General features: G+C 41.7%; 12 protein-coding genes and 1 pseudogene. 3 read left to right on the top strand and 10 right to left on the bottom strand.

Features of this window, described 5'->3' with window-relative positions:
- Positions 1 to 4 precede the first annotated feature (4 nt).
- Positions 5 to 1411 carry a HEAT repeat domain-containing protein gene (locus K7P76_RS00240; RefSeq protein WP_232182061.1) on the bottom strand — a complete coding sequence of 469 codons (1407 nt, stop codon included), beginning with the start codon at positions 1409 to 1411 and terminating at the stop codon, positions 5 to 7.
- A 119-nt stretch (positions 1412 to 1530) separates the two neighbouring features.
- Here K7P76_RS00240 and K7P76_RS00235 point away from each other — a divergent pair, with 119 nt between their 5' ends.
- On the top strand, positions 1531 to 2355 hold the full coding sequence (locus tag K7P76_RS00235) for a helix-turn-helix domain-containing protein (protein ID WP_232182060.1): 825 nt from the start codon (positions 1531 to 1533) through the stop codon (positions 2353 to 2355).
- A 211-nt stretch (positions 2356 to 2566) separates the two neighbouring features.
- Here the strand turns inward: K7P76_RS00235 and K7P76_RS00230 are convergent, their stop codons facing one another.
- Positions 2567 to 2851, bottom strand: a complete 285-nt coding sequence (locus K7P76_RS00230; protein ID WP_232182059.1) for a DUF6809 family protein — start codon at positions 2849 to 2851, stop codon at positions 2567 to 2569.
- A 109-nt stretch (positions 2852 to 2960) separates the two neighbouring features.
- Between K7P76_RS00230 and K7P76_RS00225 the strand changes: the two genes are divergently transcribed.
- A complete protein-coding gene (locus K7P76_RS00225) occupies positions 2961 to 3191 on the top strand; it encodes a helix-turn-helix domain-containing protein (protein WP_232182058.1) in 231 nt (76 codons plus the stop codon).
- Between the two features lie 67 nt (positions 3192 to 3258).
- Here the strand turns inward: K7P76_RS00225 and K7P76_RS00220 are convergent, their stop codons facing one another.
- The 8 genes and pseudogenes from K7P76_RS00220 to K7P76_RS00185 all read right to left on the bottom strand — a co-directional run bounded on the left by K7P76_RS00220 (position 3259) and on the right by K7P76_RS00185 (position 14399).
- Positions 3259 to 5670 carry a restriction endonuclease-like protein gene (locus K7P76_RS00220; RefSeq protein ID WP_232182057.1) on the bottom strand — a complete coding sequence of 804 codons (2412 nt, stop codon included), beginning with the start codon at positions 5668 to 5670 and terminating at the stop codon, positions 3259 to 3261.
- Positions 5642 to 8407, bottom strand: coding sequence for an MrcB family domain-containing protein (locus K7P76_RS00215; RefSeq protein WP_232182056.1), 2766 nt, complete (start codon positions 8405 to 8407; stop codon positions 5642 to 5644). The genes K7P76_RS00220 and K7P76_RS00215 overlap by 29 nt, the downstream gene beginning before the upstream one ends.
- A 74-nt stretch (positions 8408 to 8481) precedes the next feature.
- On the bottom strand, positions 8482 to 9066 hold the full coding sequence (locus tag K7P76_RS00210; RefSeq protein WP_232182055.1) for a restriction endonuclease: 585 nt from the start codon (positions 9064 to 9066) through the stop codon (positions 8482 to 8484).
- 222 nt (positions 9067 to 9288) lie between these two features.
- Positions 9289 to 9432, bottom strand: a pseudogene (locus tag K7P76_RS00205) (IS3-like element ISDha6 family transposase); the annotation flags it as partial.
- Between the two features lie 511 nt (positions 9433 to 9943).
- On the bottom strand, positions 9944 to 11812 hold the full coding sequence (locus K7P76_RS00200; protein ID WP_232182054.1) for an SLOG domain-containing protein: 1869 nt from the start codon (positions 11810 to 11812) through the stop codon (positions 9944 to 9946).
- 25 nt (positions 11813 to 11837) lie between these two features.
- Complete coding sequence (locus K7P76_RS00195) at positions 11838 to 12428, bottom strand: TIR domain-containing protein (RefSeq protein WP_232182053.1); 591 nt, start codon at positions 12426 to 12428, stop codon at positions 11838 to 11840.
- A gap of 21 nt (positions 12429 to 12449) precedes the next feature.
- Positions 12450 to 12971 (bottom strand): TIR domain-containing protein, encoded by a 522-nt coding sequence (locus tag K7P76_RS00190; RefSeq protein WP_232182052.1) that lies wholly within the window; start codon positions 12969 to 12971, stop codon positions 12450 to 12452.
- Positions 12972 to 12980: 9 nt separating this feature from the next.
- Complete coding sequence (locus K7P76_RS00185) at positions 12981 to 14399, bottom strand: AbeC-like domain-containing protein (RefSeq protein ID WP_232182051.1); 1419 nt, start codon at positions 14397 to 14399, stop codon at positions 12981 to 12983.
- Between the two features lie 268 nt (positions 14400 to 14667).
- Between K7P76_RS00185 and K7P76_RS00180 the strand changes: the two genes are divergently transcribed.
- A complete protein-coding gene (locus K7P76_RS00180) occupies positions 14668 to 15174 on the top strand; it encodes a TIR domain-containing protein (protein ID WP_232182050.1) in 507 nt (168 codons plus the stop codon).
- The last annotated feature ends 432 nt before the right edge of the window (positions 15175 to 15606 follow it).

The following is a 15606-nucleotide window of genomic DNA, read 5'->3' as shown; positions in this document are numbered from 1 at the left end:
CTCCTTAGAATGTGTTTGCCTTCGTCGTCGTCGAACACCAACGCAAGTTAAACAGCTCTTTCATTAGGATTTCCCGAGCTTCCTCCGTGTCGATGGCGCGGAGTGCTTCGGCCGAATGCCCGCGTACATAGCGATTCTCGTCATCAAGCGCTTTCTCAAGCTCCGGCACAGCCGCTTTCGCCGCAGGTCCCATCCGAAGCAGCGATAGGGCTGCCGTAAATCGAACTTGCTCATCCGTATCGCGCAAACATTTAATTAATCCGTCAACCGTCTCATTCACTGGCTCTGCGATCAACCCCAGCGTTTCCGCAACCGTGCTGCGTACCCGTTCTCCTCGCGTGCTTAGCAGATTTACGATTTTCGGCACGGCCGGGGCTGCTAGCCCTCTTAATTCACCTAACGCGAAAACCGCGTTATTAACCGTTTCATCCCGCTCATCGTAAAGGGCTACAATCAGTCCCTGAATGGCACGTTGACCGGACACGGACAATCCGTATGCCGCCATCCGCGATACGCGTACATTGTCGTGACGAAGCAATTTCAGCAACGCTTCCGTTCCCCCGGCTCCTCTGCTCGACAGCTCGTATGCCGCATTCAGCGCTGCAGGCTCGCCTTTCTCCTCGAATTGCAGGGAAAGCTGCTTAATCGTATCGGCATCATCCGGCTTGGAATCCGATAGGCTGCCAATCCGGCCGGACATCCAGTTCCAGTTCTCTTCCCACAGAACGGGTTGGCTAACGATGCTGGAATTGCTTTTCTCAGGAGAGGACCACTTGGTATCCGCGTTGTTCCAAGAAGGCTTTTCAGGCGCTTGCGTCCTCATAAATTCAAACTTAAGCATGTAACGGGGCGTACCCAGAATATTAGCCGTTGACCGGTGCCATATATCGTAATGGATGAGAGCGAAAGTGCCCGCTTCCCCGCTCGCCGTCACTTCCCCTTCCGGATTATCTTTGGCGAAAGTACGAGTATCATAGTATTGCGTGCCTGGCATGACTCCCGTCGGTCCTAGCTTAATCGGGGTATCTTGCGGAAAATACATGACCATCGCCCACCAGGAATGATGGCTGCGAATACGTCCGTATCCCCAATAACTGTCTTTATGCCATTCCCCTGGAGTCGGCGCCGCGTTATAATGACCATGGCGGTGCGTATGCATCAAGTAATTAGGTCCTAGCACGCTAGTTAACGCTCCCGTGATGACGGGGTGATCGAATACTTTCTGCAACTCGCGAATACGCGGCAATATATTGTTGCCCGGGTTGCCTTCTTCTTGATAGACTTCATTTAATTGCTCGAGCAGCCGGTCGTGAAAAGCTTGCGGGAAATCGGTCTTGAGCAGCAGGACCCCATCCCGAATAAATGCTTTCATCTGGTCGTCGGTTAAGAGCAGCGGTTGTGTTCGATTCATTTTACAAATACCTCCCCCTGTTGGATACTTCGATTATAAGTCGGGGTCCGGCTTGGGGACATGGATGATCCTAAGAGATGCGGGTACAAAATTAAGCATCAAGGCGGAGGAAAATCGCGATGAAAAACGAAGAACATGCTCTGGCCGATCTGCTGCAAAATTTACAAATTAACGTGACGTCCGCACATCGCACGCAATGCAATGAGTATTGGGAAGACTTGGACTACACTCCGGAGTACAATAAGCTTTATTTTATTGAAGAAGGCGAAGGTTGGCTGAAGATTGGCGACAAAGAGTTTCACCCCAAGCCGGGCCAGCTTTGCCTCATGCCTGCTTATGTGAAGCAATCGTATTCTACCGTAACCGATCGAAAGCCTTTTCTTAAATATTGGTGCCATTTTACCGTCACGGCCGGCCCTTTCGACCTGTTCCAGTGGATCGGCGTGCCGTTCTTCATCGACGTCGAGGATACGGAACGAATGACAGAGTTGTTCGCACAATTAACAGCCCTCCACGGGTCCCATTCCCTTGTCTCCGTTCTTCAAGAGAAATCGATCATGCTCGAAATTATATCGCGTTACCTCGGGCAAGTGCCGGTTCGCATACTTAAGCACCGAAGCGAGGAGATGGACAGGTTAACCGTCATTCATGATTACGTGGAAAACCACCTTCACACTTCCATGAGCATCGACGAGATGGCTGCCGCCCTCCATCTTCATCCGAACTACTTCATTGCTTACTTCAGAAAACATTTCGGAATTCCACCTGCCAAATACGTCAATAGAAAACGAGCTGAGCGCGCGAAGTTACTGCTCACGACCACTTCCCTAAGCGTTAAGGAAATCGCCGAACGGACCGGGTTCGTGGACACGAACCATTTTACGAAGTTTTTCCGCAAGGAATCCGGTCACAGCCCGACGGAGTTCCGTTCACTTTATGCGTAATGAATGCCTAGGCATAGCAGAACCCTGTCCGCGTGAGGACAGGGTTTTCATGATTAATTATTCTTTTCCTTGTGCCTTCTTCTATGACGGATTTCTAGAGATATTAATACAGCCATCAGCATGACGAAAACGATAAGTGCAATATGTATTCCATCTGGGTTATTCATTATGAGGTCAATAAACACAGAAGATCACTCCTAATTTGCTCTTATCATGACTCAAACATCTCTTCGTTAAACAGTAGAAAAATCAATAACTGTAGTCCATCTTGAACCCCTTTAACGTAAAGCCATTGTTTTTGGAGTGAGATCATCTGGTCGTGCAGTTCCATCCATTGGCTCATAACTTCTTGAGTGTCATCTGATAGCTGCCCAATCAATATTTTCTCATATGCAGCTGCTTGATCTTTTAATGCCATTAACTCACTCTTACTCTCGGCCTTTTCCGATAACGCCTCGTATCTCTCTATGATGACTTCCTTAATCCACTCGTTCATGATATCACTCCTAAATTTTTGAATTGTCGTTACGCAATTGCGTACCAGGGAATAATTCATTATATGGTACGTTTTTGCGTATAGTCAATGTCGAGTTGGAGTGATTCGTATGTCCAAGAAAGTAATCGTTAAAATATCTGATTTAATTAAGCAGCGCGGAATTTCATTGAGGGAACTGTCCCGCTTATCAGATGTGCGCCATGCTGCTTTGAGCGAACTTGCAAACGGAAAGCGCGCTAACATAAATTTCGCCCATATCGAAAAAATCGCCGATGCTCTTGGCATCAGCGATATTCGAGATATCATTGATTTTATTGAAAGTGATGACAGCGATCACTAGTAAGCATGAGTTACACATAGTGGCTCTTATTAATTACATCAATTAAAAACTCATCGATGTCAGATCTTCATTCTTTTAATTGTATATCCACGACGGAACTCGCAAGATCCACTTGATCATGGTCCAACACCACTGATACAAGCCCCAATCGTCGCTGCTCGCGCCAAGTCGCCAAGTCTTTCTCAGTTTCCAACCTAAGTTCTGAGATCTCCAGCGCTCGATCAAACATATATTTAGACGTATATAGCAACGTGTAAATCCCTCGTCCGCCTGAAACTATAGGCATCGGCCGACGCTGCCATTCCCCCACAGAAAACTTCACATACAGGTTTTCTTCCGTCCCTCGTCTTGCAGGTCGTTCTGTTATTTCCTTACGACGAAGCACTTTCCAATCGGTAATTCTGCCGTACCAGTGAATGCCCAACTCTCCACTTGATTCGAATTTCTTCTTAGACTGATAGAGAGCCACGTACTCTAACTGTGTCAGCAATTTATGATCAGTTATATTCTCAAGCGGGACATGATAATAACCATATCTAAGAGCATCCTCAAGTTGCGACACATCTCTCAACGAACCCACCAATACATTTTTACCTGCAAACTTGTTCTGATAGTAGTCTTTAGTCCCTCGTGGGCGAGTTGAGCGCTCGTAAGCCTTTTCTGGACTATCCATAATGATTTCATCTAAGAAAGCTTCCATTAACTTCGTAGAATTCGGCAAAAATGGAAAAGCCCCCACATTAATTAGCTCAATACTTCGAAAAAATCGATGATCCCGAAACTGTTCTTCATTGTGATAAGGAAAAAGAACGTAGGCTCCAAACATGCTACGTTCTAATTCCCGTCCGTTTCCTTCAGCATATACGATTGCATCTCGGTAACGATGCATGGTGTTTATATCAGACTCAACAGGACCTGGAAGTTTATAGACTCTGTGATAAGGTGTACCTTCATACGCAGGATCGATACGATATTTAGCATCGAAAATATATTTATACTCCGCTGACGAATCATTCTTCTTTAACGTAAGCACGTTATCAGGCTTTTGTTTTAATGTAGGTGTTTGCTCGCCTTTGGGTAAAGCATTGTAATACAGAGTAAAGATTTCACCATTCCCGGGATTTTTGTAAACTATTTTAGCTTTCTGTGTTTCATCAAGCTTCACAAATATACCCGTTCGATCGACCTTAATAATATCTTGCTCGATCAGCTCATATTTCCGACTTAACAAATCATGAATCTTGAGAAAGCACCAATATTCATACAGTTTCGCAAGATCCTTCATGGATAATCGGAACAGATCGCTTTGAATAGATAAGCCTTTCATTAGCATGAGATAATTACGATAGACCTCACGATAGCCAGGCGCCATTTGCAATACCAGTGAGACAGAGAACTGCCGCATTTGTCCCACATTCAAGAAATCTAACTTCAATAATCTCTGTAGTTGCGTCTGCATCTCGTTTATTTTTTTAGCCAAAATCGGGTCCTTACGATTTTCCTTTGCAGCTAGGCGGACACGCAATTCATTTAACTTTTTAGAAATACGAACTAGAACCCAGCAAACAAACCGGTTCTCGTTGGTATCATAATTTACATATCGTTTTGCTTCCAATGCACGGCTTGGATAATAGCGATTACCGTGCAATGGAATAAATCCAAGTTTACTGTCAGGTATTAGCAAGTTAGGGTGCTTGGACAAAAAAGAAACATTCTCTATCCCCGTTTTCTTCACCCTCGCTGCTTCTACAATGCGATTCTGCACTTGATGCTTGCTATGAGGAGATTGATTTATTCGCTCTACAGCATGAACCAATTGACGGAATATGTGTTGAAGTATGGTGAAGTACTCCGTTAAGCTTTGATTTTTGGTTTCTCTAAGTCCGGTTAGATTATAGGTTTTACGCAGGAAATCGAAAGACAAATTATAGATTTGCTGATTAACATCGCTTAGGATCATCTGATAATCTTCTTTATAGTCCATTTTCGACGGAAAGATCTCAAGCTGAATCTGCAGAATAGCTTGTCCGTTCAATCGCAGCTCAAGCTCAGTGAGTCCTACCTCATTCTGAAAGTTCAGAATTCCCGAGAGAATCATCTTGCCCAGCGGTTTAACTGCCTGCCTTAGGTGTATGTTCTCATGGAAGAAGGAAATTGCGCACTCCTGCTTTTTCTCGACGACAATTTCATAAGCTTGCGTTTCGAAGAAAATAGGCCAACTCGATTGTCCTGCACTCCAATCTTCAAGCCGTCTTGTCTTTGGGTTAAAAGCAAATATTCTTTCGACCATTAGATTAGAAGAAAAGGTACTAACTTGTAACTGCGCCTCAACAAGCTGTTGATCTTCTGATCTATGCAATTGCAAAGCTTCTACTGTTGAATGAAATGGCTTCCCTTGGATGTACAAGTTAAATAATTTCGTCTCAATACGTAGAAGCTCGACATTTTGATTAAGAGAGCCAATAGGAAGTAAATCCATCTTCTTCTAACCTCCATATCATGAAGGCGATTTTTCGAGCGCTTTGCGGATGCCTCGCTGTTTCTGTTGAATCGCTTATGACCCACTTCTTATATAATTCCGATGCATCATCCATATAATCACCAATTGAGATCCCTCTACCTAATGCCTCTTGCATAAGTTGTAATAGCACACGCTTAACAGAGGAGCTACTACCTTGAACGCGAGGAAGTATTTTCTGCAATAATTGTAGGTCGAACGCGTCGTCGTCACTCATCAATTGAAATCGTTTATTATAAGCCATGTAGAAGCAAACGGCATCTCTAATCCGAAATCCTACCTGAGAATGGATCTGCTCCAAGATTCCATTTACTCTTACAAGTTTTTTCGTTGTGGTCTCAATTAGTTCTCTATCTTCCTTATACACATTCACTAACTGCAAATATTCACTTCGTAGGAATGAGTTAGGAGCTTGCAGTGCACGAACTTCTGCTATATTGTTCAACTCTTCAGGGTATTGCTCAAGATTAATGAAATTAAATTCAATCGTATTAGCACGGTCTAATACTTTCTTACTGAATGGATGTGTCGTTTCATCCATATTAACTGTACCCAACAAATACACATTGTCAGTAAGACTCAAGTTTCCGTATATGGACTGATCATCGGTTAAGAGCGAATTATCCTGAATTAGCGGATGGGTCACAATTCGGTCGTTCTTCCATTCCTGTGTCTCAATAACACTGAGAAGATCACTGAAGTAATGCTCCACCCTAGCCAAATTCATTTCATCTAAGCAGATAAAATACGGCTTGTGCCGATTGCTTTCTTTCGAGGCCTCGACGAGAACTTCTGACAACCGTCCTGGACGAAAAGCACCTGTTAAATCCTTATAGCCAAGAAGATCCGAGGGATCACTCCAATCCGGACGGACCGGGATGAGCGAGAACTGATTATTGTCTTTCGTTGCACCCAATGCCTCGGCAAATAGTTTAATCAGCTTTGTTTTTCCGGTTCCGGATACGCCAGCAAGAATCACAAAGGGTTTGGTTTTGAAAGATAAATACAAATTCTCAATCAACGCATGAGGGTAGTAGAAGCCCTGACTTCGTATATAAGTTTTAATGGCTGTGATTCTCTCCGATACCGTTAACGTGTCCATAGGCTCTACCTCCTCTTCTGCTTGGAATCTATATTTATCATCCCTTTTTACGATATATCCTAGTTCCTCAAGCCAGTTAAGCATGAAACGAGATCTGTTGTCTTGAGTAACCTCACTCCACTCTTCTTCCATCCCCATGCCTGAGATAAATACATCTTTAAATGGATTAAAAGTAAATGTATCTAATTCCTGTGCCAGTGAAATTGCTAGATTAATAACATTTACTAAGTTAGTGCCACTACTCTCTCGACCCACTGCTAGATGCTTCCTGAGAATTCGGCTTTGCTCCATGCTTAACTTCCAAATGCTAGCATTCATTGTATGGTAATAGGTTGTCCCTTGAGTCGTTAAAGAGTAATTACCATTCTCGTGGGTAAGCTGCCCAAGCTCCTGAAGTGCTCTAGCTACTTGCTGAATTCTTTCTTTGGGATGCTTAGCATCCTCACCGGATTTAAGGACGATGGATTGATTAGCGATTAATTCAGTTAAGGGTATTGAACGAGAGTTGTGAGTTCCTAAGTAATTGATAATTCCCTGCCCATAGTATAGATAGGCCATTGTGTATTTAAATATTGGTAGCGTTGTTGGATCACCCTCTGTCGCACCCGCAACATACTGCTTGTAGTTTTCCATTACATTCTGTAAATCAGATAGCAATTGGTCCTCATCAGGTAAGTGTTCACGATTATATTTTATATAGGCTACTGTAGAGACTTGATAATCACGCCCGATCCCACTTGATGTCAGTTGTATAAGGGTATCTTGGTATAAGCCTTCTAATGGTAATTGCTCCCTCATCGCCGCTACCTTCTGTTCCAAGTAGCGGTAACCCTCTCGCTTCCCCTTTTCTTTTATTGGTACAGTCACACCCTGATTCAAAGTCAAATAGACCGAGCTCATATCCTCGGCGAATAAGTACACTACGTATTCACCTTGCTGAGTCGTTGCCGTGTTTCTCTTATCTAGAATAGCTATCCACGGAATCGTCGCCCAATTCCCCTGGCCTATTGAGCCTTGTACTTTGTAGTCTTGATCAATGTAGGGTAAAGATTTTATATATTCAGGTATCGACTGTCTAACCAATGTTCCAAGTGAATGGTTAGCGAATATCTCCGTTTTTGCTTGCGCATATTGATTTAGCACCTGATATAACGCTTCTCGAAGTGAAAACCCTTGGGATGAGTTTGTGGCTATTTGAGCGTTATAGTTATTCAACTCAGTTGCGGCATAGTTCTCTAATTCTTCAAACGTTTGAGTATCTAAAGTATTCCAAATCTCGGATTTAAAGCTAATGGTCTCAGATGAACTATCTAAGATAGAGGAGAGGGCATCAATAGGGGTTCTAAGTAATGTCTTGGTCTGGGTTACGGTAAAATCATTCCAACTTAAAGCTACCCCACTAGGAGGAGAATCCGTATTCAGGCCATTGTCATGAGCATTTCGGTAATAGTATAAGAAGTGCTCAGCAACCTTAAGTAGCGATAATGGCTTACTTAGGGTTTCTTTATACTCTTTTATCATCGAAAGGATTAGCACCATTTTATATGACTTTTGTCTGATCCGAAATATCGACGCCAGCTCTGATGGAAGTGACATATTTCCCTCTCCAAACTGTGTATGTATAAGTCTTAGGCGAATTGTCTTACGGGTCAATTAGGGTCTGGGAAAATCTACTTGGCTTTAGACTTCGTAGTGGGACGCCATTTCCCCCATGCTCGCAGCTTTTGCTCTATGATTCCTCCATGCCAGTATTCGACACGAAATTGCTCAGCTTCCTTCTTCGCCTGACCGGTTAAATCTGATGTTGTGATTAGTAAGGTTAAAATGCAATCATGGTTTCTCTTCGCTGCTACCAGTTCTCGTACTGTTTGAACAGGGACCAAATTATGGTCAGCATAGCACTTAGCCTGAACAGCAGTTTTCTCTCCTCGTTTATCAATAATCACAAGGTCTACTCCACCATCGTTTCCACCAATACCAACTTCATGTACTGTGTATCCCTGATCTCGAAAGTACAACGCCAACAATCTTTCGAACTCCACTCCATTTATATCACTTAATGAACTAGTTAATATTATGTCGTCTGCCCGGCATGATTTAGAGGTTCGTAGAACCGTACTAACGGATGTATTAGAAGTTTTTTTATTTGTAGAGACATTCCTTTTCTTTCGCTTGCTTTTCTTATTTGGTTGAAGAAGACCGGCTATTACACCGATGAAAATGGGGATTAGAAGTAACCATAGTAACTCTTTCATTGCTACCTCCAACTGTATATTTCTTACTCATTATACTATCTCATTTGGGAACATTTGCCTATGAAATATATGTCGGAGGATGGGGGATTCTGATGTGTTTTAGTTTGGTCATAAAAAAGCACCGTCTTAGGGTGCTGATACTTTTGAAAAGAGGCCTCCTCTTGCTCATATTTTCCACCTTTTCAGCATTATATCTCTCTGTTCCCCGAGATGGTTCATGCAAGTTTTAGGCCGGTTGAGCCATTCAATATTGAGCTTTCCCCAAAAGGATTCCATTGGTGTATTATCGTAACAATTGCCTTTACGGCTCACGCTGCAGATGAACTCGTTCTTCTTAAGCAGCTTTTGGTACGTCTTGCTGGCATATAGTGACACTACCTCTTCTATGTGCATGGAGTAAGCAGAGTCAACACTCGTCGTTATCAACTTTCGGGACACCTAACTCGAACTGCTTCATAAAGACCTTAATAGCCGTACGATCGAAAACGGTTGTGCAGAACAAACTACTGCACAACCGTTTCCTACAAATCTTAATGACAGTTCAAGACCGCGTCACGATCAACGTGTATGTCTTTGTCTTGGAGGTTACCCGCGTGGTCACTGTTATCATGATTACGTTGCTTCCTTGGTTCAAGGTAGCTGTAATTAGTTAAATGCGGTACGCTCTTCAACTTGGATTTTTTGAATATTGGGTGGACGCTCGACCTGTACTACAATCTTATCCAACCGCCGTTGAAGTGCACTCTGAAACCATGACGGAAATTCAATTGACTTCTCCCATATTCCTTTCGATTCTTCCCACGCATGTGCTCTAGCTTAGCTCTGTCGAGATGAAGTGGCAAGTCGTTTTTATCTATATTAGATCGAACTGAATACATTAGATTCCGATTTGGTCCAATATATTTTTAGATAACATCTGGTAGTCCAGACTCTTCATTAATTCTTGATTATCACGAGTCGATAGGGTGTTTATTGAAGGCTCCCAGCTCTTTTGATCCATTTCTACAGCAATTTCAGCAGTCCTCCCACCAACGGAACCAATTAAATATACTGGTAATCCTTTTTCTTGTGCCAAAGTTATCTCTTCATCTACTCCAGGAGAATGTCCTCCTGCTTTGGTTTTACCCCCTAGAGCAATAAGTCCCAGAGCTTCATTGTCACCAATCATACATTTTCTCATAAGAGTGAGACTTTTGTTTCTCTCTCCCTTTATCACTTCAATAGCAAAGACTGTAGCATGTTTCGAATATTCCTGAAACCCTGATTCGGCTACAAAAAATTTTGACAAGTATAGGTGAATGTCATCTTTAAAGTCTGATGGATTATATCTTTTAGCTAAGTCAAAAATAATATGCTGGAATGTGGGGTGCCCTCCAAAAATGACAATTCCTTTTCGCTCCAAAATTTCTTGTGTCACCGCATGAATGGCGTTCGTCAGTTGCTGTTGATATTCAGGTTCACAATCAGGAAATGCCCCTGAAATAATAACTCCCCGTTTTTTCTTCTGTATAGGAGCCATATATGGCTTAACATATTGCTCAAGACTTCGAACATATTCATCAAGAGAGTCAACAACACACTCTTCTCCTACTATCGTTTGTTGATCAGGTATAGGACCAAGTAATAATGCAGAATCATAATATCTCCCAAATTTCGGATGTGAATTGAAACCAAACCCGTCAACTAGAGGATGAAATTGTGCTTTGTCATCCTCTTTCGGAAACCTTCCGTACAATTGAATGAGGTGGGTCATGGGTCTTTGAGTATATCGAAAGCCTTTTCTAGGAACATGAACTTTATATAGCATCGTTTTCTTATCAATTTCTTGTAAAGTAACATCTCCAGATCTAGCAAGAGATTTTAATCTACGGAAAGGATCAAATACCTTTATGGCATGTTCACGTGAAATCTGAAATGCTTTATGTATTACAGCATCGACTAGTGTAGATTCAACATAATTGATCGTAATATCCATATCTGGAAATTCAAAATGAGGAGATTCAGCTGGTGAAATCGGTAATTCGCCCCGTCCCTCATTTGAACCAATCTTTACCCAAACAATAGGCAAATTTATAGAGAGGGCAATACGAAGCTCCTTTTGAATCCAATTTGATTCGTACGATTTTGGCGTGTCCAGAAAGATAACAGCATCGCTTTTGCGGAGATTTTCTTCAATTAATTCCTGAGCTTCTTCACCTACACGGATATCGATTAAATCACGAAAGACACTTTCTGCTCTAGCTCGAAGCTCTCTGCAAAACGCTGCAGCAATTTCTTCCCCGTCCAAGCGACGATGACTTATAAAAAGATGCATACGGTCTTTGCTTAATGTAGGCTGCAACTTGGATACGACAGATCGTGCCAAAGCACAAGAAATAGTATCAATGTTGGCCTCCGTTAAAGAACGATGTCTTAAATTTTCAATCACATCAAAACTTTGATCTTGAAGAGCCTGCTGCGGCGGAAAACGATGATCACGGGAAATAGAGATGGGGAACACCTCTACGCGATTTAAGGTAGCATCTTGAATAAAATCAATAAAAGTTTCCGAATATGCGTTGTCAGCTCGATTGAAAAAAACAACTCCATCACCTTGCGTCGGATGAGTTCTATGAAGCACACTTTCCATAATTATTGGTACAGTATCTATATGCTCTTGAAGTTCACGAGAACATTCATCAAAAAAGAGCAATGCATTCTTTTCCTCACCTATTGTTAGAGTAGGATTGACAAAGAAAACCGGCACTGCGATTCCTCCCAATTCAAGAATATTATCGGGCAGCAGGTTTATAGCCCTCTAACCAAGATTTAAAGTTTACATAAACTTTCTGAGAATCATGAACCCAAAGCGTCATTTCGCCCGTTCCTTGTGTCGGATTTCGTGCAATGTAACTATATAGTCCAAGATATTCTTGACCCTGATATGAATCTGTTGATTGGGATGTCTCCGTGATAGGTAGGATTGCCACCTTATTTTTAATTCCATCGAAGTATCCAAGTTCCCAAGGCATCCACTTCGAATCCGAAGAATTATTTGACACTGCAAATAATAATGATTTACATTGTTTCATTCTTTTCCTTAATGTCTCAGCTGTTTCCCTAGTTACTTCATCTCGGCTCATTTGTCGATCATTGATCCAATCAATGTAAATAGAGAACCCTAACTCTTCTATTCCCTTTTTAATACCAAGTACTAATTTATCATCAGAATAGCTGTGTGACAAAAAAATATCGTACGTCTTCGTCTCACTAAATTCAGCCGAAGCCGATTCGAGTATTGCACTCGCCTTGGCAAACATACCTTTCTTGATGATTTCCTGATCGGCTTTAGCAATCAAATCTCTCTTATTGAATAATGCCATTTGCTTTCTCTCCCTCGTGACTTATCGATTCTTCCAGAGTTTCATCCGTATTGCTTCCGCAAGTTGAATTGGACTGTAACTCTTAGCATCCAAATATCCATACCTGTCCGTTATACCAGGAAGTACCGTTTGATCAAGACAGACCGGTAGTATATACTCACCTTTTTCATATTGTCTCTTCATAGCAACATTATGTTCATAATTACACCATGCTTTCTTCAGATAGATTTCTGAAATAAACATCACACAAAATGCCGCACGGTATGCATAAAGATTATCGAGATATACAAATAAGTCTTGTCCCCAAATCGATACTTCCTCAAATTCATCATAAAAAACTTTAATTCCCTTCTCCTTTAGTTCACGAGCTATCATCTCTACAAAGCTGCGATCTTCTCCTGCAAAAGAAAACGCGGCATCATAATCATATCTCGACGTATCTTCATCAGAGGGTATATTTATGGTACTCCCTTCACCTATGGAAACTACGCTCGCGTGAAAGGTACCCCCATTTACAATGATCCCCTTGTTATGGTTTTGCATGACGACCTCCTATACTGAACTGTTTTGAACGACATTCTTAGCTTGGTGTATAAGCATCTGAGCTTGATTGCCTACAGAGACATTTTCAGCAGTAAACGAACCGCCATTTACCATAATCCCTTGATTAATAACCGTCTCCTTTCGTTGGACAAACTCTGAAATGTCAACTCCTTGGCTTTCTAAGAATTCCATTATACTATCTGTAAAACAGCGTTCAATTTGTTTTCGATACATGTCCACGTCTGACTGTTGAAAGAAATTTTGCAATTTATTTGTGGCTGCCATTTCCCTCAAACTTTCATAAGCCCCATAGTCAAATCTTTGGTCTTCATCAATTTGTTTCTTCGTTTCTTTCTTCTCTTTCCAACTCGCAAAAAAAGCACTTCCACTACGCACAGCTCGTAAAGGAGCCGTAGGCAAAGAAATGATGGCAGGGATTATGGAGGATAGTGCCATTTTTACGAGAATGCCAACGGGAATTGATGAATGGAGCCGATCTATTTCGTAATATACGGATTCTAAAGGGGGCAGCAAATAATAGTTTGCTTCGACAAATAGATGCTGATCATTTTTACTGATCCTGAAAAATGAAGAAAACACAAAATTCCCTTGCCATCCTAAGACCTGTACCGTCTGATAATAACGTACATTCTCCTCTTGCTTGACTTTATATTCATCTATCAAAAAATCAGCTACATGCGTAGATGGTGCCTCATACGGATTCGAGAGAAATCTACTATCATTACGAATTGATTTTCCATCCACATAGATCATATCTTTAATCGATAAATGTGGAATATGAAGGGAATTCATACTTTTATTAATATGACGATACAGGTCTGGCAGAGAGATTACCACATGCTCCGATTTTGTAATTCCTCTTTTAGCTGTGCCGCAAACAAACGACCATCCTCCCAGACGAACTCCCGCACCCACAAATGGAGAATATCCACTGTAGTACGCAATATTACCTTCTTGGAGCTTTTCTAATTGTTGTAGACGTTGCTCATACTGAGATTCCATAAAAGATTTTTTTCCATTCATATTATGTTGATCATTCTTTAAGTCTTTTACTACGACCCGAAAACCCACGTATAAATTAAGCCATTTCAAAAGAAAAGCAAGCAATAATGGAAACGAAACTAAGGAATAAACAAAATAGGGAATCCCTGAAAATATTCCATGTGATTTGAATGTCCCTATGAATGTCCACAGGACAGCAACCGAGATCAAGGCATCTACAATAAAATCTCTTGTATGTCCTCTTAAGCAATGTTTAACAACAAGGGGGACATCAACCCCATAAGACGGTGCAACATATCTAACTGTATTATGAAGAATTTGTTCAAATACCTTAGATCGAAATTTTGGACTAATTTCTGCAGCCGCACATAAATACCGTGAAATATCATACTTTAGCTTTTCCATTAAATTATTCCTTTCTTGCGAAATATTATTCTACTCTGTAAACATAGTTCGCTAAAATCCATCTTTTTCCTTCTTTGCTCGGAGAACTTTGACCCTGACTTGTTTTCCAATCATGTCTGCATTTTATTGCTAATCCTGTATTTATGTTTACTTACTTATTGTTTAATCACTACCAGATATCGCCAAATCGAGACTTCTGCGGTAAAATTATGTCGAATATGTGAAAGCCAATCCCTCAGCCGATGAGGAATCGTTTAAGGAGACTAAAATGGCTAGAAAAACTTTTTACAGTTTCCATTTTAAGCCCGATAATTGGAGAGCATCACAGGTCAGAAATATTGGTATAGTCGAAGGAAACGCCCCTGTCTCAGATAATGACTGGGAAGCAGTTAAAAAGAAGGGCGATAAAGCAATACAAGATTGGATTGACGGTCAGTTGAAGGGGCGATCTTGTACAATCGTTCTTATCGGGGAAAATACGGCCGGACGGAAATGGATCAATTATGAAATTGAGAAATCATGGAATGATGGCAAGGGCGTCGTAGGGGTATACGTGCATAATTTAATAGACAGCAACAGGAACCAATCGAGTAAAGGGAAAAATCCTTTTGAAAATTTCACAATGTCTCCCGACAATAAGAAGAAGTTGTCTAGTATCGTTAAAGCTTATGATCCCCCTTACACGAGAAGCACGAATGTATACGATCACATTAAAACTAATCTTTCAGATTGGGTTGAGGAAGCCATCAAGATTCGGAGTGAATACAAAGGTTGACCCTGATATAAGTTGCTTGTTGAAATCCTCAACTTGCTAGTTCATATTAGTTATGCTACAAAATATTATTCATAGAATGTCTGCTAATAACGTATCGTGTTTGTGCGCTCACTTGTGAATGTCTATTACCTTTCAGCTATGTTTTGCAGAAATTTCCCATAACGTTTTTTACTCTTGAACACGAGAAGCCACCCAGCAACTAAAGCTGCTGGGTGGCTTCATCATTTAGCCCGCAGGATTGCCACCACAACTGCGAGTAGCGGTTGCCTATCCAGTAACTTAGATGCCGTGTTTGTCCGCTACTTTCTTATTCGCGAACGACCCCCAAATGTCCTTATAAATCGGCGCTAAACTCCCCCCTTACAACTAAGCAAGCTAGCCTCTTTGCCATTTTAATTATGACTGCGGTGACAAAAGGGGCCAGCCCCTATC

It is taken from the genome of Cohnella silvisoli (assembly GCF_021190915.1).
Taxonomy (GTDB): Bacteria; Bacillota; Bacilli; order Paenibacillales; family Paenibacillaceae; genus Cohnella; species Cohnella silvisoli.
Note: the sequence above shows the minus strand (reverse complement) of the source record. Positions and strands in the feature narration are given on the sequence as shown.

Bases quoted from the DNA above. Each gene is read 5' to 3' on its own strand.
- K7P76_RS00195 (WP_232182053.1), bottom strand. From the start codon at position 12,428: ATGGCATTATTCAATAAGAGAGATTTGATTGCTAAAGCCGATCAGGAA.
- K7P76_RS00180 (WP_232182050.1), top strand. From the start codon at position 14,668: ATGGCTAGAAAAACTTTTTACAGTTTCCATTTTAAGCCCGATAATTGG.
- K7P76_RS00215 (WP_232182056.1), bottom strand. From the start codon at position 8,407: ATGTCACTTCCATCAGAGCTGGCGTCGATATTTCGGATCAGACAAAAG.
- K7P76_RS00240 (WP_232182061.1), bottom strand. From the start codon at position 1,411: ATGAATCGAACACAACCGCTGCTCTTAACCGACGACCAGATGAAAGCA.
- K7P76_RS00235 (WP_232182060.1), top strand. From the start codon at position 1,531: ATGAAAAACGAAGAACATGCTCTGGCCGATCTGCTGCAAAATTTACAA.
- K7P76_RS00220 (WP_232182057.1), bottom strand. From the start codon at position 5,670: ATGGATTTACTTCCTATTGGCTCTCTTAATCAAAATGTCGAGCTTCTA.
- K7P76_RS00210 (WP_232182055.1), bottom strand. From the start codon at position 9,066: ATGAAAGAGTTACTATGGTTACTTCTAATCCCCATTTTCATCGGTGTA.
- K7P76_RS00190 (WP_232182052.1), bottom strand. From the start codon at position 12,971: ATGCAAAACCATAACAAGGGGATCATTGTAAATGGGGGTACCTTTCAC.
- K7P76_RS00185 (WP_232182051.1), bottom strand. From the start codon at position 14,399: ATGGAAAAGCTAAAGTATGATATTTCACGGTATTTATGTGCGGCTGCA.
- K7P76_RS00225 (WP_232182058.1), top strand. From the start codon at position 2,961: ATGTCCAAGAAAGTAATCGTTAAAATATCTGATTTAATTAAGCAGCGC.
- K7P76_RS00230 (WP_232182059.1), bottom strand. From the start codon at position 2,851: ATGAACGAGTGGATTAAGGAAGTCATCATAGAGAGATACGAGGCGTTA.